Source organism: Rubneribacter badeniensis (assembly GCF_002899695.1).
Lineage (GTDB): Bacteria > Actinomycetota > Coriobacteriia > Coriobacteriales > Eggerthellaceae > Rubneribacter > Rubneribacter badeniensis.
Map to the genome: position 1 here is coordinate 1 of NZ_PPEL01000009.1, position 18319 is coordinate 18319.

General features: G+C 64.3%; 14 protein-coding genes. 2 read left to right on the forward strand and 12 right to left on the reverse strand.

The annotated features are described in order from the left end of the window. Positions 1-437: 437 nt before the first annotated feature. The gene (locus C2L80_RS03110; RefSeq protein WP_103262620.1) at positions 438-1502 is read left to right on the forward strand and encodes an alcohol dehydrogenase; all 1065 of its coding nucleotides are present in this window, start codon (positions 438-440) and stop codon (positions 1500-1502) included. Between the two features lie 331 nt (positions 1503-1833). Here C2L80_RS03110 and C2L80_RS03115 read toward each other — a convergent pair whose 3' ends face one another. The 9 genes from C2L80_RS03115 to nrfD (C2L80_RS03155) all read right to left on the reverse strand — a co-directional run bounded on the left by C2L80_RS03115 (position 1834) and on the right by nrfD (C2L80_RS03155) (position 13928). Next, positions 1834-3402, reverse strand: coding sequence for an amino acid permease (locus tag C2L80_RS03115; protein WP_193602620.1), 1569 nt, complete (start codon positions 3400-3402; stop codon positions 1834-1836). 202 nt (positions 3403-3604) lie between these two features. Next, positions 3605-4942, reverse strand: coding sequence for an ATP-binding protein (locus tag C2L80_RS03120; protein WP_103262621.1), 1338 nt, complete (start codon positions 4940-4942; stop codon positions 3605-3607). Positions 4943-5029: 87 nt separating this feature from the next. Continuing rightward, the gene (locus C2L80_RS03125; RefSeq protein ID WP_103262622.1) at positions 5030-5800 is read right to left on the reverse strand and encodes a TorD/DmsD family molecular chaperone; all 771 of its coding nucleotides are present in this window, start codon (positions 5798-5800) and stop codon (positions 5030-5032) included. A 62-nt stretch (positions 5801-5862) separates the two neighbouring features. Beyond that, positions 5863-7089, reverse strand: a complete 1227-nt coding sequence (gene nrfD, locus C2L80_RS03130) for an NrfD/PsrC family molybdoenzyme membrane anchor subunit (protein WP_103262623.1) — start codon at positions 7087-7089, stop codon at positions 5863-5865. A gap of 15 nt (positions 7090-7104) precedes the next feature. Beyond that, positions 7105-7722: a 4Fe-4S dicluster domain-containing protein gene (locus C2L80_RS03135; protein ID WP_103262624.1), complete on the reverse strand. Its 618-nt coding sequence runs from the start codon at positions 7720-7722 to the stop codon at positions 7105-7107. Between the two features lie 10 nt (positions 7723-7732). Next, the gene (locus C2L80_RS03140) at positions 7733-10162 is read right to left on the reverse strand and encodes a molybdopterin-containing oxidoreductase family protein (protein WP_103262625.1); all 2430 of its coding nucleotides are present in this window, start codon (positions 10160-10162) and stop codon (positions 7733-7735) included. Positions 10163-11538: 1376 nt separating this feature from the next. Continuing rightward, entirely contained in the window at positions 11539-12531 is a 993-nt protein-coding gene (locus C2L80_RS03145; RefSeq protein WP_103262626.1) for a slipin family protein, read from the reverse strand. Further along, a complete protein-coding gene (locus tag C2L80_RS03150) occupies positions 12512-12991 on the reverse strand; it encodes a GntR family transcriptional regulator (protein ID WP_087195730.1) in 480 nt (159 codons plus the stop codon). The genes C2L80_RS03145 and C2L80_RS03150 overlap by 20 nt, the downstream gene beginning before the upstream one ends. A gap of 1 nt (position 12992) precedes the next feature. After that, positions 12993-13928: an NrfD/PsrC family molybdoenzyme membrane anchor subunit gene (gene nrfD, locus C2L80_RS03155; RefSeq protein WP_103262627.1), complete on the reverse strand. Its 936-nt coding sequence runs from the start codon at positions 13926-13928 to the stop codon at positions 12993-12995. A gap of 443 nt (positions 13929-14371) precedes the next feature. Between nrfD (C2L80_RS03155) and C2L80_RS03160 the strand changes: the two genes are divergently transcribed. Beyond that, positions 14372-15841 carry a DEAD/DEAH box helicase gene (locus tag C2L80_RS03160; protein ID WP_103262628.1) on the forward strand — a complete coding sequence of 490 codons (1470 nt, stop codon included), beginning with the start codon at positions 14372-14374 and terminating at the stop codon, positions 15839-15841. 286 nt (positions 15842-16127) lie between these two features. Here the strand turns inward: C2L80_RS03160 and C2L80_RS03165 are convergent, their stop codons facing one another. The 3 genes from C2L80_RS03165 to C2L80_RS03175 all read right to left on the reverse strand — a co-directional run bounded on the left by C2L80_RS03165 (position 16128) and on the right by C2L80_RS03175 (position 18302). Then, positions 16128-17051, reverse strand: a complete 924-nt coding sequence (locus C2L80_RS03165; protein ID WP_103262629.1) for a slipin family protein — start codon at positions 17049-17051, stop codon at positions 16128-16130. Between the two features lie 25 nt (positions 17052-17076). Beyond that, positions 17077-17541 carry a GntR family transcriptional regulator gene (locus tag C2L80_RS03170; protein ID WP_103262630.1) on the reverse strand — a complete coding sequence of 155 codons (465 nt, stop codon included), beginning with the start codon at positions 17539-17541 and terminating at the stop codon, positions 17077-17079. A 134-nt stretch (positions 17542-17675) separates the two neighbouring features. Beyond that, positions 17676-18302: a TorD/DmsD family molecular chaperone gene (locus C2L80_RS03175; RefSeq protein ID WP_157941005.1), complete on the reverse strand. Its 627-nt coding sequence runs from the start codon at positions 18300-18302 to the stop codon at positions 17676-17678. Positions 18303-18319 lie beyond the last annotated feature (17 nt).

The window sequence follows — 18319 nt, forward strand, 5'->3', positions numbered from 1 at the left end:
AGCTCGGCCGCCTCGGTCAGGCTGAACCCCGCCGCGACGGCCTCCACGGCGAGCTCCCTGGTCTCCAACGGGTACATGCGGACTCCAATCCGGACACCGGAGTGTCCAACTTTTTGTCCGCACCCCCTACTCGCTCGAAATCACCCAAATCGGTAAAAATATCGCCGACAATCGTCGATCCATTACCGAAACGGCCCGAAGGAAAATCATTGCGGTAAAATATCGATGGAAAAATTCCAATTCGTTACCGAAATGCACCCGATGCGCTTCCGGAACCGCAGGGCGATCGGCGCGCGAGGGGAAGGCGCCGTCTGCGCGCGGCGCAAAGGCGCCTCGAGCGCAAGGCGAAAACGCCCGCACGCAGGACAGGTCGTCCGCATGCGGGTAAAATCGCCGCAGAGCAACGGAAACGCAAAACGCACAAGAAAGGAGCCCTCATGAAAGCACTCGTCCACGACGGCAACGGCATTATCACGCTCACCGAGCGCCCGCGTCCGCGCATCATCGAGCCCACCGATGCCATCGTGCGCGTGACGCTATCGTCCATCTGCACGAGCGACCTGCACATCATCCACGGCGCCGTGCCGCGCGCGCTGCCGAACACGGTGCTGGGGCACGAGTTCGTGGGCGTGGTGGAGGAAGTGGGCGGCGACGTGCGCGGATTCGCCCCCGGCGACCGCGTGGCCGTGAACGTGGAGACGTTCTGCGGCCAGTGCTTCTTCTGCAAGCGCGGGCATGTGAACAACTGCGAGCAGGGCGGCTGGGAGTTGGGCTGCCGCATCGACGGCTGCCAAGCGGAGTACACGCGCGTGCCGTTGGCCGAACAGGGCCTCACGCGCATCCCCGACCACGTGACCGACGAGCAGGCGCTGCTTCTGGGCGACATCCTGGCGACGGGCTACTTCGGCGCGGAGATCGCCGAGATCGAGCCGGGCGACACGGTGGCCGTCATCGGCGCGGGGCCGGTGGGGCTGTGCGCGATGGCGTGCGCGCGGCTCTACGGCGCGGCGCAGGTGGTCGCGCTCGACATCGACGCCGCGCGGCTTGCCGTGGCGAAGCGCGAGGGGCTGGCCGATGTCACCATCAACCCCGCAGGCCCCAACCCCGCAGCGGCGGCCAAAGGCGCCGAGCTGGCCGTGCGCGACCTCACGGAGGGCCGCGGTGCCGATGCGGTGATCGAGTGCGCGGGCGGCACCGGCACGTTCGAGATGGCGTGGCGCGTGGCGCGACCGAACGCCGTCGTGTCGGTGATGGCGCTGTACGAGCAGAACCAAGTGCTGCCGCTGCCGCTCATGTACGGCAAGAACCTCGTGTTCAAAACCGGCGGTGTGGACGCCCACTGCCTCGACCGCGTGATGAACCTCATCGCGGCCGGCCGCTTGGATGTGAGCTTCCTCATCACCCACCGCTTCCCGCTCGACGACATAGAGGAAGCCTACCGATTCTTCGCCGCCCACGAGGACGGCTGCCTGAAAGTGGCCATCACCCCGCCGCGCGGATAACCCAGTCCTGAGCCCATCTGCAAACGAATGCGTTCGACGATCCGACGGCCCGGCAAGATGGCCCTACCCCACCGGCCCTTCTATCGGCTCTCGAACAATCCCGCGAAGTAGACGAGCAGGTACACCTTTTCCAATTAATATTGGATTCTTCTATTCACCTTTTTCCGTGAATTTTGAAACGAGATTTCACTTTCCCACAAATCGATGTTCTTGAAACCCTCATCCGATATCCCCCCCCCGCCAGCCACCGACCGGTGCCGGGACGTCCGCATGATGCCGCACTGCGGGACAAGCTGCGCCGCCGTACTAGGCCGCCGAACCGCCGCCCCGCCTACTCACGCCGCTGCGTCAGTTGGTAGGCCACCAGCAAAACGGCCAGCCAGACAGGCCCCACGATCACGGCCACGCGATAGCTGGGCGAGAAGCACATCGCCACCACCACGCACGCCAGAAACGCCAGCACGAGGTAGGGCATCACGCGCGCGAAGGGCAGCTTGAACTGGATGCGATCCACGGCCTCCTTGCCCGTAAGCCCCGCCAGCTCCCCCGGGCCGCGCCCGGCGGCCACCGCGCGGCGGAAGCGCAGCTGGGTGACCATGATGATGGTCCAGTTGATGATGGCCGAGATGGTGGCGATGCTCATCAGGTAGTTGAACGCGAACTCCGGCCACAGAAACACCACCACGACGGCCACCACGGTCACCCCGGCCGAGGTCAGCACGCCCGCCGCCGGCACGCCCCGGCGGCTGAGCCGCTTCAGGTACGCCGGCGCGTTGCCCTGATGCGCCAGCGAGTACAGCATGCGCGAGTTCGCGTACAAACCCGAGTTGTACACGCTCATCACCGCCGTCAGGCACACGAAGTTCAGGATGCCGGCCGCCGCATGCACGCCCACCGAGTCGAAGATGCGCACGAACGGACTCACCTGCCCGTCAAGGGTGTCCCACGGCACCACGGCCATGATGACGCCCAGCGCGCAGAGGTAGAACACGAGGATGCGCCAGATAATGCCGTTGGTGGCCTTGGGGATGGTGCGGCGCGGATCCTCCGTCTCGCCGGCGGTGACGCCGATGAGCTCGGTGCCGCCGAAGCTGAACATCACCACGGCAAGCGCCATCAGAAGGCCGGTCCACTGCCCGTCGGGCCGCTGTTCCATCAGCCCGTTCGGCAGAAAGCCGCCGTCCAAGGCGAACAGGTTCGCGAACGACGCGGGAATGCCCGAGTCGGTGGGCAGCGCCAGCATGATAACCGCCAAGCCGCCCACGATCATCGCGATCACCGCCGTGATCTTGATGATGGCGAACCAGAACTCGAACTCGCCGAACTTCTTCACGCCCAAAAGGTTCGCCGACGTGATAACCACGAGGAAGAACGCCGCCGACACCCATGCGGGAATGCCGGGGAACCAGTAGTTCACAAACGACCCCACCACCGACAGCTCCACCATCGACACGAGGATGTAGTTGAACCAGTAGTTCCACCCCGAGACGAAGCCCGCGCGCTTGGACCAGTAGCGCGTGGCGTAGTAGCTGAACGCGCCGGCGCGCGGATCCTCCACCGACATCTCGGACAGGGCGCGCACGATCATGAACGTCAAGAAACCGCCGATGAGGTAGGCCAGAAGGATGGAGGGGCCCGCCAGCGAGATGGAGTCGCTCGAGCCGTAGAACAACCCCGTGCCGATGGCGCCGCCCAGCGCGATCAGCTGGATGTGGCGGTTCTTAAGCGAACGGCGCAGCGCGCCCTCGCCCTCGGCAGCAGCGGTACCGCCCTGCGCGCCCTCGGACATGCCGGCATTTTCGGTCGCACCCGCGCATTCGCCCGCGCCTCGACCGGCGCTCGTCGACGCGCCGCCGCGCAGCACCCGGCTGCACACCGCTTTCGGATCGTTCTCCTCCATGCCCCTCGCCTCTCGTCCCTGCCCACATAGTGCGGGCGGCTTGCGCCCGAAGCGCTCATTATACGGCAAGCCCAACGCGCAGAATGCGGGAGGCGGCAAGCGATTCGACGGAGGTTCGCGGAATCGCGGCTGATCTTCTGCATTTGATTCCGCTCCCCCAACGACCCGGCAGCATCATCCCAGCATCTGACGGAAAGCAGCTTCACGCCTCCACGATGAAGCGCTCCGGCAGGGCATCCTGCTTCAGGAACGCGGCGGCGTACCACGGCAGGTAGGTGATGCGGCCGCACCTCTCCACGTTCCCGCGGCACAGCACCATCGCCTCGCCGAGCTGCCATTCCCCCACCGCCATCAGGTTATCGAGCGCCACGTGCTTGGCGTAGTCGACCCCCGACTTCGCCTCGAGGGGGATGACGCGCGACCCCTTCTGGATGAGGAAATCGACCTCGCCGATCTTGCTCTTGTCGTAGTAGAACAAGTCGAACCCGTTGACCGCAAGCTCCTGCGCCAGCGCGTTTTCCAGAAAACTCCCCCAGTTCACGGACACATCGCCCTGCACAAGGTCGAACTGCACAGCCCCCACCGAGGCGGCGCTGAGCAAGCCCACGTCGCACAGGAACAGCTTGAACAGGTTGTGGCGCGCGTTCACCGCAAGGGGGGCTTGCGGCGCCACGGCGTTGTAGCACGGCAGGGCCACCCCCGCGTCCACCAGCCACATGAAGTCGCTCGCATAGCGCTCCATGCGAGCCGATTTGGCGAGGTCGGACAGCTTGAAGCGCTTGTTCTTCTTGTCGAGTTCCGCAGGCAGCGCATCGAAGATCATGTGAACATGCGCCTTGTCAGCCGCGTATTTCGCTATGTCTTGGCGGTACATCCCCACGATGTCGCGTTGCACCCGCAGCACGCGCGCAAGGTCACTCGTCTCCACGAACTCCTGCACGGCCGCGGGCATGCCGCCCACGGCGAGGTAGAGCCGAAACAGGCGCATGAGCCTTTTATGGGCGACCGTCGGAACCGGCCGGCCCTCCTCGCAGCACCGGCGAACGAGGTCGAGCGTTTCTTGCTGGACGCCGTTTTCCAGAAAGAACTCCGTAAGCGACAAGGGGTGCATCCGCAGCATCTGCTCGTAGCCCACCGGAAGCGAGGGAACCTCGCCGGAAAGCACGCCGAGGAGCGACCCCGACTCGATGTAGTCGAAGCGCCCGTCATCCACGAGGAATTTTATGGCCGTGCGCGCTTTCGGGCATTCCTGCACCTCATCAAGAAACACGAGGGTGCCGCCCGGTTTGAGCGCCGTGCCGCTGAACGCGGTGAGGTTCGCGATCAGCGTCTCGGCATCGAGATCCCCTTCGAAAATGGATTTTGCGCTGGGCGTCTCAACGAAGTTGATCTCAAGAAGCACCTCGTAGTTCTCCCGCGCGAACTGGCGGATGAGGAACGTCTTGCCCACCTGACGCGCGCCCGCAACCAGCAAAGCGCCGTGGCGGGGCGCTTCTTTCCAAGCCTCGAACTGGGAATAGATACTCCGCGTAAGCGCCATGTTTCTCCTTTGCGACGTGCTTCACCAAAAGAAACCCGGTCTATGCGACGCATTTTAGCAGAATATCTTCTACCTGCGCGACGTGTTTCAGTATTTTTGGCAAGCAGTTTGCGACGCGTTTAGTCCCAGCGGAACGCGCAGGAGGGCATCGGCGAGGGCTAGCAGATGGGAGAAGTAGCCATCCGGAACGGCGTCCTCCACGGCGGCGCGCAGGGAGGAAAGCCACGCGAGAGGGTGGGCCTCGATGAAAGAGGCTACCTTGCCCGCCGCGGAGCCCTCTGCCACAGAAAGGGACTCCGCTTCTGCGACGGTTGCGGCAGCCGCAGCGGATGGGTCGGTCGTGGCGGGCGCCGCCTTCTCTTCGACGGCCCCCTCCTCCCCCTCGGCGGCGCGGGCGCAGAGCGCGGAGAGGTAGAGGAGCTCGATGCCGATATGGTCCTCGTACTGGTTGTTCTCGTTCTTCACTTCGAGACCCGCTTCGCGCAGAAGCGCCCGCATCTCGAAGGTGGCTTGGCCGAAGCCCACCGTTGCGCCCCCGACGGCCGCGCCACCCCGGTACATCGTCTCCCACGGGGCGGCCGCGGGACGCGGCGGGCCCACGAACAGGCGCGTGTACTCCACCGCGCAGCACTCCACCGCATCGCGCCCATCGGAGGCGGCAGCTTCGCGGGCAGCGAGGGCGTAGGCGGCCAACGCAGCGCAGACCCCCGCGACCTCGGAGCTGCCGAACGTCGGAAACGCCTCCCAAAACGCCGGATCCAACCCCACGTCGGAGGTCTGCGTCATAGGCTTCAGCAGGGAGTTCCCCACGAAAGCGTAGGCTTCGGAGAGTTCCTTCCAGGAAACGTCGACAGGCATGGCATCTTCCTTTCTCGAAATGCCCCGCCGGACAGAGCGTCCGGCGGGGCAGAATGGAACCCCTACACGGCGGCGTCAACCCCGCCGGGGGTCGGAGCTGCGGCGGGCTCGCCCTCCGCGACCACGCCCTTCCCCAGCAGCTTGCGGCACAGCACCATGAACGCCAGCGCGCCCAGCGACACCACGCCGATCACCACCACGAACTCGACCCATGTGGGCATGTACGAACTCGCCACAGCCCACACGTCCATGCCCGAGGCGCCGCGCGCGGTCGTGGAGCCGGAGATCACGCCCGGCGCGCCGGCCACGTTGAACTCCGCGAACGACGTGAGCAGAAGCCACACGCGCTTGCACAGCACGCCGGCCACCACGAGCGCGCTCGCCAGCGCCACGAGGTCCATCCGGGCACGGTTGCGCGCGAACACCAAAATGCAGAACGGCACCAGCACCCCAGCCAGAATCTCGAACCAGAAGAACGGGGCCGTCGCGCCCGTCGCCATGATCGCCAGCGTCTCGGCGCCGGCGGCGCCGGGATAGGCCATCGTCAGCACCTCGCAGCCCACCATGAAGCCGTCGATCGCCACGCAAGTGGCCAGCAGCCCGGCTAGATTCGACAGCAGCTTCCTGTCGGTCTTGAACCAACCGGCCTTGTCCAGCCCCAGAAGCGACAGGATGAGCAGCGCCAAGCCGGAATCCATGGCGCTCACCACGAACAGCGGCGCCATGATGGCCGAGTACCAGCCCTCCTTCGCCATCTCGAGGCCGAAGATCCACGCGGTCATGCTGTGCACGAGGATCGCCACCGGCAGCGCGAAGCGGCTCACGACGGCCACCTTGCCCTGCGCGCCCGGCTTCTTCGAGGTCATGAACACCAGGTAGACGACGTTGATGACCAGATACAGCGTGATGACGCAGATATCCCAGAACAAAGGAGAGGTCGGGTTCGGCCCCGTCACAATGCGCCACACGCGCTGGATGCCGCCGAGGTCGATGAGCACGAACATGCCCGCGCAGCAGATGCACACCGTTGACAGGATGACAGCCGGCAGCGCCACCTTCTTGTACTGCGCCACGTGGAACACGCTCGCCGACGAGGCCACGATGAGCCCGCCCGCGGAAAGCCCCACGAAGAACATGAACATCGTGATGTAGAGGCCCCACGAGGTGCCGTTGCTCATGCCGGTCACGCCGAGGCCGCCCGCCAGCTGGTAGATCCACGCCGCCAAGCCGGCAGCCGTCAGCGCGCCCAGCACGCCGGCGACTGCTTTGAATTTCATTGAAGCTCCCATAGCTCGCACCTCCCCTTAATCGAAGTAGTAGACTTGCGGTTTCGTGCCCTGCTCTTCCAGCAGCACGTAGGCGCTTCGCTCGCGGACGATGCGCGATATCTCGCTGTCCGGATCGTCCAAGTCGCCGAAGATGCGAGCGCGCGTGGGGCAGCACACTACGCACATGGGCTCCTCGCCCCTGTCGGTACGCTCTTTGCACAGCGTGCATTTCTCCACCACGCCCTTCGAGCGCACAGGCACCGCCGCGTCGCCGTAATTGAAATCGGGATCGCGCACCGGTTCCGACCAGTTGAACACGCGCGCGTTGTATGGACACGCCGCCATGCACATACGGCACCCGATGCATTTGTCGTAGTCCACTTGCACGCGCCCCTTATCGTCCTTGTAGGTGGCACCTGTAGGACACACCCGCTGGCACGCCGGATTCTCGCAATGCTGGCAGGCAAGGGGCAGGTAGGTGCGCGTAAGGTTCGGGAACTCGCCTAGGGCACCGTCCTCGACATCGCAGCCTTCGGTCAAGACCCGATTCCAGCGCATGCCCTGCGGCACGCCGTTTTGCATCTTGCACGCGAAAGCGCACGTCTGGCAGCCGATGCAGCGCGTTTTGTTAATCGCCATTCCAAGCTTCGTCATGGCGCATCACCTACGCTTTCTCTATTTGGACAAGGGTGTCGTTGTAAGGAATCTGCGGACCGAAATACAGCGAGTACGCGCGTTCGATGCGCGCCGAATTCGTCACATTCTGCAAAAATCCCTCGTCATAGTAGCGGGTATAGGTGGTCTCAGCCATGAACAGCACACCCGGCTGCAAACTGGGGTTCACATGTACGCCGCATTTGAACTCGCCCCGGCTGTTGAACACGCGCACCTTGTCCCCTGTCGAAAGGCCACGAGCCTCGGCATCCTCGGGACTGATGTTCACGTACGGACCGAAATTCTCTTGGAACCACTGGTTCGACGTGTAGTACGCATGGATGCGGTAACGGGTCTTGCCCTGCATGAAATACAGCGGATACTGTTCTTTAAGAGGATTGGCTTCATATGCCTCATTGGCATCCTCGTACACGGGGAACTGGTGCCCGAAGTCGCTCAGATACTCGAAGTAGCATTCTATCTTGCCGGATGGCGTAGGTATCTCATCCACCCCGCCATCAGGACGGTAATCCGGCCCCGCGCCGGCCACCGGCAGACACCCACCGCTTTCAAGCAGTTTCTCGTAGGTGATGCCTTTCATATTCGGATCGAGTTCCTCCACCCCATCCAGCATGAAACGGGCCAACTCTTCGTAGGTTTCCGGCAGCAGATGCTCAAGCCCCCATTCGGCAGCCAGCAGACGCTCGATCTGCAGGTCGGACTTCGATTCGAACAGGGGCTGAACCATGCCGTTCGCCAACATCACATGGCCGTAGCTGGCGCGAAGGGCCTTCACGTTCTCCTCGCACTCGAATTTCGAGCAAGCCGGCAGCACGATGTCGGCATAATCCACCGCAGAAGAATGATAGATATCGACGATGGCGAAGAAGTCCAGGCTTTTAACCCAAGCCAAGGTGTCGTTGGCCGCTGCAGCTTGCAACGTGAACGCATCACCGAACGTAAGCGCCACGCGAATGGGATTCTCCTTATACGGCATATCGTACATGGATATCCCGCACGTTGTGTATGCGTACTCTTCGGGAAGGGCCCAAGCGTTCAACGTGGCGGCAGGATCGTCGGCGCCCAACCCGCCATGATAGAAACCGAAGCCGGCGCCCGGCTTGCCGTAGTTGCCCGTGATGGCAACCAAGATGGAGGTCGAATGCCCCAGCACATCGGCATTGGTGTACTTGTCAGGACCGCCCAACCCGAAGTCGATGATAGCGGGCCCGTTGTTGGCATAACGGTCGGCCAACGCGGCTATCGTCTTCTGCGAAATGCCGCACGTCTCGGCCGCCCACTCCAAAGAGTAATCGGCCAGCCATTCCTTCATCAGGGTGAACTCGGTCGAATACTCCTTGCCGTCAATCACCCACGTGCCTTCGAGCGCCGGCTGCACGCCGGATTCGCTGTACAGACGCGGCTCGCCGGCGGCCTCATCCCACACATGCGGCGCACCCACTTCCTCCAAAGAGACGACAGCGGGATTGGGGCACATCGCTTCGGCGCTGCGGTACGTCTTGCCCGCCGCGCGATCGACCAGATGTACCAACGAGGTGTTCTCCTTTATGAACTCCTCGTCATACCAGCCCTCGTCCAAGATGACGCGTATCATGCCTTGGATGAGCGCCGCGTCCGTTCCAGGACGCACCGGAAGCCACTCATCGGACTTCGACGCCGTGCCGGTGAAGCGCGGATCGACGGTGACGATATGCACGCCGGCTTCCTTGGCGTCCATCAACGCGCGGGACCACACGATGCCGCTTTCCAGCGGATTGTGCCCCAACTCGATAATGGTGGAAGCGTCCGTGAACTCCCAGATGGAGCGGTTCGGACAGTAGCTGAAAGGCCCGAATGCGCACGCCGTTCCATTGGGCTGACCGCGGTCGAGGCCCCACTCGCCGCCGGAGTCCGCCTTGATGAGCGCTCCAAAGAAATCGAAGTCTATACCGGCCTCGGTTGATTTGCGGACGAACACCGATTCCTCGCCGTATTTCTTTTGGGCTTCCTTGATGGCATCGGCGATGGTCTTGATGGCTTCTTCCCAGCTTATCTGCTCGAACTTGCCCTCGCCGCGCTCGCCCACACGCCTAAGCGGCGTCTGGATGCGATCCTGCGCGTAAATGTGCTGAACCTCGGATATGCCACGTAGGCAGATAGTGCGATGGTGCTCGTCCACCAAATCGCTCGGCTCCACCATAGCCACACGATCATCGCGAATGGTGCACTTCAGATTGCAACCGGTCAGGCAATGAAACTGATGGCACAGATGGGCCACCCGCTCCTCTGCCTCGGCGTGAGCCTCGGCGGGCGAAAGCCAGCCGTCGGTCGTCGTCATGCCCGCAGCTGCCGCAAGGCCAAGGGCGCCGGCAGCGGCGCCGGAGGCTTTGAGAAAGCTCCTGCGCGAAAGCCCGCTGTGCGGGCTGCTCGTTCCTGACATGTCTCCTCCTCAAAGATGTCGTCAGGATATCCCCGATATGCCGGGTGCGTGGCCTTCGCCGGTCCAGCCAGCAAGCCCCATACGAGGACACCCCCGTTTCTCCTCGTGAGAATTGGCCAAATTCCACTGGCCTCAGTGTACAAAATAATCATATGACAATCAAGGATTGTCATATGATTATTTGCAAGCAGACTATCCTATTTTGAGGATATATTTCTATAATCTTGCAGGTCATACCATGTATATCCTCTCGACGGCGATATCTGCGCGCAGGGTATCACAATCGAGCGCGCACGACGGAGAGAGTTTCCGCAAGCCGATCAACTCATCAGACGAGGCTTCGGCATCCAAGGCGAAACGCGCCTCCAGGCACCCTCGCCTCTGTCGCCATCTCAGGAAAACCTCGGCCCTGCGGCATCCCCCTCGCGCGATCCTCCCAGCGCCTTCGCCCTCTCGAAGAAAAGCGCGTCTCACGATAAGAGGCGGGGGCTTCGCCCTCCCCTCGCACGATCCCCCCCGCGCGCCCGCAAAACGAGCTTCAAACGCCCAAGAAGAGGCAAGTCCCTTGGACGTGCTCCGTTCAGACCGATTTCCACCGCGCTGGGACAGCTGCCGATTCCGAAGAAACGCACGATCGCCGCATCCGGAGAAATCGGTGCCGCCGCAAAACCCAACCTATCGCACGCCGAAAGGCCCTTTTCGGCACGCACCTTCGACAAGCCCAGGGCAACCCGACGCGAGAACCCGCCCGAATTGGCGCAGAGCCCATCTTATGCATAGGTTCCGCACGGATGGCCGACCCGCCGGAAGCACAGGCCGTCGACTCGTCTGCATTTCTCCACATCGCGAGCCCTCACCTGCCGACAAGCAATTCAAACCCCTCCCAAACCCATGCGCAAGACGCGATTCGTGCCAGTTCGAGCGAATTCTCGTGTCGAAGCGCTCCGGCCACCTCGCCGCCGAACCTCGTTCGGATCACCATGCGCGAAATCAGCCCGAAAATGGCCACGAAACCGCGTTCTGGCACGGGATGCGTCCTCCCAAGGATCGGCTTGCGCGCAGTCGAAGACAAAAGCCCAGGTCGCCTTTGCCCGTCGATTGCATTCGCTTTGCATCTGCCCCCTCTAGCGCTCCGACACGTACCAGAACGCGGTTTCGTGGCCATTTTCGGACGATTCTGCCGCACGACCTCATCGGACCGGCGGCAGACAGCCCGAAGGTCGAAACAAAAGAAAGGGCGCGCACCAACAACGAAAGAGGGCAGGGCGATCAGGCCCGTCCCACCCAAACGCAGAAGGATTGCAACACCCCTTCGAGGTCTGCCGCAGCTTGGGGCGATCAAGCCCCGTCCCACTCAAACACGGAAGGGCCCGAAGCTACAGCTTCCCGCCCTTGAGCGCGTCCTTCGCGGCATCGCCCAGCACGTCGCCGAAGCCCTCGCTGAAGCTGCTCGGCACCACAACGGTGCCGCCCGTTTCGCGCACGCTTTCGTACAGCAGGTGCATGGCGCGCAGACGCAGCGCGGCGTCGTTTTCGGCGTAGGCATCGCCCATCTCGCCCATCATCTCGCAGATGTCCTGCTCGGCCTCCATGAGGATGATGCGCGCCTTCTTGCGCTGCTCAGCCTGGGCCTCCAGCGACATGACCTCCTGCAGATCCCGCGGCAGCAGGATGTCGCGCACCTCCACCGACAGCACGGCGATGCCCCAAGGCGCCACCTTCTCCTCGAGCACGCGCTTCAGCTCGCGATCAAGCTGCTCGCGACGGATGGCCACCTCGGCCACGCCCGCGCGCCCGATGGCGTCGCGCAGCGCGGTCTGCGCGGCCAGCTCCACGGCGCGCGTGAAGTCGCCCACCTCGGTGCAGGCCGCCTTCGCGTCCCACACGTGCCAGAACAGCACGGCGTTCACGTCGAGCGGCACGAGGTCGGCCGTCAGCGTCTCCTCGGCGCCGAACGTGGTGGCGCGCACGCGGGTGTCCACGCGCATGGTGTTCTGCTCCACGATAGGAAGCGTCCAGAACAGCCCCGGCCCGCTCACGCGGTTGAACCTTCCGAACCGCAGCACCACCACCTTCTCCCACTGCTGGGCGATATGCACGGCCATGGCGGCGAACCCTGCCGCGACCAGCGCGCACGCCGCCGCCACAGCGCCCACCGGGCCCGCGAGCGCCGCCCACGCGCCGAGCACCGCGACGAACACGACGAGGAACACCGTCAGCGAGAACAGCGCCACGCCCGCGCTCGACGCGCGCTCGCCCACCACCTCGGTGCTCGCATCGGGCGCGACAACGAACCGCCGCCCTTTCTTGGCGGGTTCGACCGCGTCCGTCCGCGTCCCCTTCACCCGATCACGCTCCCGTCCGCGCATCGCGCACCTCGCTTCCCATATCCACCCGCACGATGCGGCCCCGACCGTCGCCGGACGCCCCGCCCGAGCCGAGGCCTTCGTCCTGCTTCATCCGCTTGATCTTGCGCGCCATGCACCGTTCGATGTCGTCGAGCGAAAGCCCCAGGTCGCGACAAGCGGCCACGCAGTCCGACAAAACGCCGTCCACCTCGCTTGCGTGCTCCTCGTCCACCTCGGCGTCCAGATCGCGCACGAACACGCCGCGCCCGCGCGTCGACTCCAGATAGCCATCGGACACGAGGCTTAGATACGCCTTGTTCACCGTGTTGTAGTTGATGGATATCTCGGAGGCCAGGCCGCGCACCGTGGGCAGCTGGTCGCCGGGCTTGAAGTAGCCCGAGTTGATGAGGTGGACGAGCCGTTGGCGCAGCTGCACCCACAAGGGCACGTCGGTGGTGGCGTCCACTTCGAACGGAAACATGTCACATCACTCCCATCGTCTGAAGCGCAGGATGCGCCCCCGCGGCCACGACGCACCATCTCATCGCGAAGCCGCCCGCCAGCACGCACGCCGCAGCGGCGAGCGCCGCATGCGGCAGCGGACGGCGTGCGCGGGCGAGGACGAGGTCGAGCGCGAACGGCACGACGAGCCCCGCCAGCGCGAAACCGCCCCAGAAAAGCCACGCGTCCGGCCCGGCCACGAGCGCCTCGGCCGACGCGACGGCCGCCTCCTGCGAAGCGCCGCCCATCGAGCCTCCCGCCGCCGCGAACGCCACAAGCCCCCACGCCGCGGCGGCCTCGGCGACGATCGCGACCGCATCGACGGCGGCGAGAGCGCGAAGCACGCCCGGGAACAGCCGCGCCGCGCCCGCAAGGTGCGCCGCGCCGATGACGCACGCGACGCCGCACGACAGCGCCGAGACGACGAACAGCGCCGGAAGCCACGGCGACGCCCACAGCGGCACCGCGCCCACGCCGCCGAGCAGAAGCCCCGTGTACGCCATCGCCACGAGCGCGTCGACGGCACCGAGCACGCCGAGCGCCCGGACGACGGCGAGCCGCCAACCGCGCGCCGACGACCATGCCGCGCACGACAGCGCCGAAAGCAGCAGGCCCGCAGCGAGCGCCCACGCGCCCACCGTCAGATGCGTCGCGCGCGGCCGCACGAACAGCAGAAGCGCCCCGTCGAAGCTGCCCAGATCGACCGCCAAGCAAACGGCGCCTGCCGCGAGCAGCGCGAACGCCGAAGCGAAACCCGGCGCCAAAAGCCGCCGATACGCAGAGGTCGCGCGCAACCGCCCGCCGCGCGCCAACGCAGCCGCGCGCGTCGAGAGCAGCCCGAGCGCGCAGAGCACCAAAAGCGCCCCCGCGCCCGCCCCGCCGAGGAACAGGTAGCACACCACAAGATCGCTCAGCAACGCCCCTCCCCTCGCCCGTCCGTTCTCCCGCTGCGCCTCACGCAAACTTCGCCGCCGCAGCAGCCCAAGCCGGCCCCGCCACAACCGCGAAATCCCGCCGCGCCGGAGCCTTCCGAAAATCATAGGATAATTCTAGCACGGCACGCCCCGGAACAACCCCGACGGAACGGAAACGGCACCTTGGGCAGGAGGCGAATCGGGCGACGAAAGCGGGCCCCGCTCATGGAGATTCGCACATATCTCGCCGGTTTTCCCCATTTTCAGCGCTTCGCGCATCGAACAGGCTCCATAATAGACGGTCGCTTCACACGAAATTCTTTCTCGTCTCTTCTCGCGCATTCGCAGGACTGCAGAAAGCGGCTCGCGTCAAGCGCAAGGCACGCCGCAGGAGCGGGTGCGAACGGAAGCGCGCCCTGCGCGCACGAAGAGAACGGAACACCATCATGTCGAACTTCGCCGACCTCGGCTTGTCCTCGTCTGCCCTCGCAGCCGTCGATCGCTTGGGCTACGAGCAGCCCACGCCCGTGCAGGAGCAGGCCATCCCGCTTGTCCTCGAGGGCCGCGACCTCATCGCCGCCGCCTCCACCGGCACCGGCAAGACCGCCGCGTTTCTGCTGCCCACGCTGTCCACCCTCCCCCGCGGCACGCGCGGCAAGCGCGCGCCGCGCGTGCTCGTGGTCAGCCCCACGCGCGAGCTCGCCCAGCAGATCGCGCGCACGTGCATGCAGATCGCGCGCAAAACCGGGCATTTCGTCACCACCGTGTTCGGCGGCACCCCCTACGGCCCGCAGATCAACGAGATCCGCCGCGGCACCGACGTGCTCATCGCCACGCCCGGCCGCCTGAACGACCTCATGGAGCGCGACGTGGTCGATCTCGGCCGCATCGAAGTGCTCGTGCTCGACGAGGCCGACCGCATGCTCGACATGGGCTTTTTGCCCGCAGTCACCACCATTGTGGACGCCACGCCCGCCGAACGCCAGACGCTTCTGTTCTCGGCCACCATCGACCGCTCCATCGAGAAGAACCTCGGCTCGCTTCTGAACGACCCCGCCATCGTGGAGATCGCCCGCAACGGCGAGACGGCCAAGACCGTCGAGCAGTTCATGATGCCCATCAAGAACTTCGACAAGCCCGAGCTTCTGCGCGCGGTGCTCGAAGAGAAGGGGTCGGAGCGCGTCATCGTGTTCGCGCGCACGAAGTTCCGCACCGAGGAGTGTGCCGAGGAGCTGCGCCGCGCGGGGTACCGTGCCGAGTCCATCCACTCCGACAAGTCGCAGGGCCAGCGTCGGCGCGCGCTTGAGAACTTCCGTCGCGGCAAGACGTCCATCCTCGTGGCGACCGACGTGCTCGCGCGCGGCATCGACGTGCCGGACGTCGACCACGTCATCAACTTTGACCTGCCCGACATGCCCGAGGACTACGTGCACCGCATCGGCCGCACGGGGCGCGCAGGCGAGCAGGGCTACGCCATCTCGTTCGTCACCCGCGAATCCCGCCGGACCCTCGCCGAGATCGAGAAGCTCATCGGCAAGGAGATCCCGCTCATGGAGCTTGAGACTTACGAGCTCGACCTCTCGCTTTTGAAGAAGCCGGCAAGGAGCAAGGGGCCGCGCAAGGGCGCAGGCAGAGGCGCGAAGCCGAAGGGAGCTCGCAGCGGGCGGCCCGCGTCGCCGGACAGACGGCCCGCGAAAGCCGCGCACGGCGAGCGCGTCCGCGACGCACGGCCGGGGCGCGCCCAGCGCGCAGACGGCCGCAGCCGCAACGCCGAGCACGCGAAAAAGCGCCTCGAATTCAAGGAGAGGCGCGCGCAAGCAGCTGCGAAGAAGCCTGCCGTCGCATCGTCCAAGAAGCGCCTGTCCGGCGGCTACGACTACAGCAAGTTCGCATCTGCTAGCCGTTCGGCCGAGTAGATCCGCGCAAAAACCGCTTGAACGCCTCTAGCGCACCGCGAGGAGCCTCCTCAAGGAAGGCTCCTCGCGTTCTTTCGGCATGAGAACAGCCGACCCCTCCCCCACTGCGTCCCGACTCCCCGTCATGCCGACAACGCTTTCCGCTCCCCGGCAACCTTCCTTGCGCCGGCATTCACAACCGGAGAAAGCCTTCACTTGCGCCCTTTTCGGCAAAAAGAAAGGGACGCCGCAAAAGCAGTTAGGCTAGACCCGTTGCGACCAAAGAACGCCCAAAAACGCGCCCCCGTCACCCTTCCGCATCCGACCTTGGCAAATTGAATCCATCGGCCAACGCGCTGGGAGCCAGCAGCACGCCCTTCGAGTCCTTCGCCCCCTCGTAGGCAAGATTCATGGCGCGCAGCCGCATGGCGCGCGGATTGCGATCGTAAACCTCGGCGGCCTCCACGAACATCTCGGAGATGTCCTTCTCCACCTCTGCCAAGACGATTCGGGCGTTTCGCTCGCGCTCTGCCTGGGCCTCTTTCGACAGCGCATCCTGCAGCTCGCGCGGGATCATGATGTCGCGAATCTCCACCGACATCACCGTCACGCCCCATTGCTCGCATTTCTTTCCCAGTATCTCCTCGAGATCGCGATCGATTTGCTTTCGGCGCATGGAAATGTCAGCGAGGTTGAGCTGGCCGATCACGTCGCGCATGGCGGTCTGCGCAGAACGCAGCACGGCTTTCGGATAGTTCTCCACCTCCAAGCACGCCTTTTTCGCATCCCACACCATCCAGAACAAGATAGCATCCACATCGACGGGAACGAGATCGGCCGTGAGCGCCGCTTCGGCCGAGAAGGAAGCGGTCGCAATGCGGCAGTCGACGTGGATGGCCGCGTACTCGGCGAACGGTATGCAGCAGTACAGCCCCGGACCAGCAATACGGTTGAATCTCCCGAACCGCAAAATGACCACGCGCTCCCATTGCGGGGCAATGCGCACCGACGTCGCCAGAACAAAGCCCGCGACCGTCGAGACCGCCACCGTCAACGGAGACGCGAAAGCGACGGTCGCAAAGAACGTCGCCGAAAACCCCACCGCGAACATGGCAAGGAAGAACAGGTACACGCCCCCGCGGGAAGCGTCGTTCGTCTCGATCTCCGTCTCGGCGACCTTTCGCTCGCTTTCGGATCCGCGCTTCAAATCATCGCGTTTGAACAACCCCATCGCCACCCCTCCGATCGATCGACGCTCAGTTCTCCTCGTCGATGCTGTCCAATCGGCTTTGCACCAGATCGGCGATGTCGTGGCGGGGAACGCCCAGCTCGCGGCATTGCCGAATGAACTCGTCTGCCAAAAACTCCACTTCCGACTTGGCCGCTTCTGCCTCCGCCGGCACCCGTTCGGCCACGAACGTGCCCCTGCCTCTTTTCGACACGATGTAGCCGTCGCGCTCGATGTCCTGGTACACCTTGCTCACCGTGTTGTAGTTGACTCCGAGGTCAACCGCCAACTCGCGCACCGTCGGCAGCTTGTCGCCCACTTTGAATCTACCCGATGCTATCAGATAGATCAAACGATTGCGCAGCTGAAGCCACAACGGTATGCCGCTGTCGCTATCGATGGTGATCTGGACGGTTTGGTTGGCAGCGCTCACTCTGTAGTAGTCCCCATCTTCGTTCGTTGAGCTGTACCATCGTATGATAGCATTCCTCATTCCGCTTGCCACGCAGAGCCGCCGACCGCAATCGCGCAGCATGCCGTCGGGATTCGACGCGGTCGAACCAAGAGGGGAGGGCGATCGATCGCGCCGAATCCCGACGGCGAGCATCCGCACGTCAGCCGAAAGCGCTACCCCGCGTCAAGCTCCTCGCGTTCAAGCGACAGGAACCGCCGCGTCATCTGGGCCAAACCGCGGTACAACCCCGATTTCGCACGCGCTTCCAAGTCGTCGCACATTCGCGGCATCCAAACGAGCAGATGATCGCGCACAAACGTCTGCTGCGTTCGCCGAACGTCCCAAACAGCCCCTTCATCGCCTCCGGTCATCGCATCGAGCTCCTTGCGGCACAAACGCGCCATGAATTCCAGTTCGATGCCCGCATGGTCTTCCGGGATGTTCAGATCGCCGACACGCCCAAGCCCTTGCGACCGATACAGAGCCAGCACTTCGTCGCGCGCGTCCTGCATCATCAAACGCTCAGGGCTTGTGTACACCGACTCGTAAGGATGGACAGGATCAGCGGACATGCCCAGTAGCAACGCCGCGAATTCAGCAGCTGCGTCCCTGCGCACTGTCGAAAGATCGGCAGTCGCCAACCCCACGGCAAACCCTTCCAGCTCCCCGCCAAGATGGGGCGGCTCCGCAGCCAGACGCTCCAAAAAATCCTGCGAAACCTCCCGCAAAAACATGCCCGACAGAAACAAGTACGTGGCCGCCCTCGCCTCGACGTTCGCGAGAGCCTCGCCTGTCTCCATATCTGCCTCCCTCCGGG

Bases quoted from the DNA above. Each gene is read 5' to 3' on its own strand.
- C2L80_RS03165 (WP_103262629.1), bottom strand. From the start codon at position 17,051: ATGGGGTTGTTCAAACGCGATGATTTGAAGCGCGGATCCGAAAGCGAG.
- C2L80_RS03115 (WP_193602620.1), bottom strand. From the start codon at position 3,402: ATGGAGGAGAACGATCCGAAAGCGGTGTGCAGCCGGGTGCTGCGCGGC.
- nrfD (WP_103262623.1), bottom strand. From the start codon at position 7,089: ATGGGAGCTTCAATGAAATTCAAAGCAGTCGCCGGCGTGCTGGGCGCG.
- C2L80_RS03145 (WP_103262626.1), bottom strand. From the start codon at position 12,531: ATGCGCGGACGGGAGCGTGATCGGGTGAAGGGGACGCGGACGGACGCG.
- C2L80_RS03140 (WP_103262625.1), bottom strand. From the start codon at position 10,162: ATGTCAGGAACGAGCAGCCCGCACAGCGGGCTTTCGCGCAGGAGCTTT.
- C2L80_RS03175 (WP_157941005.1), bottom strand. From the start codon at position 18,302: ATGGAGACAGGCGAGGCTCTCGCGAACGTCGAGGCGAGGGCGGCCACG.
- C2L80_RS03120 (WP_103262621.1), bottom strand. From the start codon at position 4,942: ATGGCGCTTACGCGGAGTATCTATTCCCAGTTCGAGGCTTGGAAAGAA.
- C2L80_RS03135 (WP_103262624.1), bottom strand. From the start codon at position 7,722: ATGACGAAGCTTGGAATGGCGATTAACAAAACGCGCTGCATCGGCTGC.
- C2L80_RS03150 (WP_087195730.1), bottom strand. From the start codon at position 12,991: ATGTTTCCGTTCGAAGTGGACGCCACCACCGACGTGCCCTTGTGGGTG.
- C2L80_RS03110 (WP_103262620.1), top strand. From the start codon at position 438: ATGAAAGCACTCGTCCACGACGGCAACGGCATTATCACGCTCACCGAG.
- C2L80_RS03125 (WP_103262622.1), bottom strand. From the start codon at position 5,800: ATGCCTGTCGACGTTTCCTGGAAGGAACTCTCCGAAGCCTACGCTTTC.
- C2L80_RS03160 (WP_103262628.1), top strand. From the start codon at position 14,372: ATGTCGAACTTCGCCGACCTCGGCTTGTCCTCGTCTGCCCTCGCAGCC.
- C2L80_RS03170 (WP_103262630.1), bottom strand. From the start codon at position 17,541: ATGAGGAATGCTATCATACGATGGTACAGCTCAACGAACGAAGATGGG.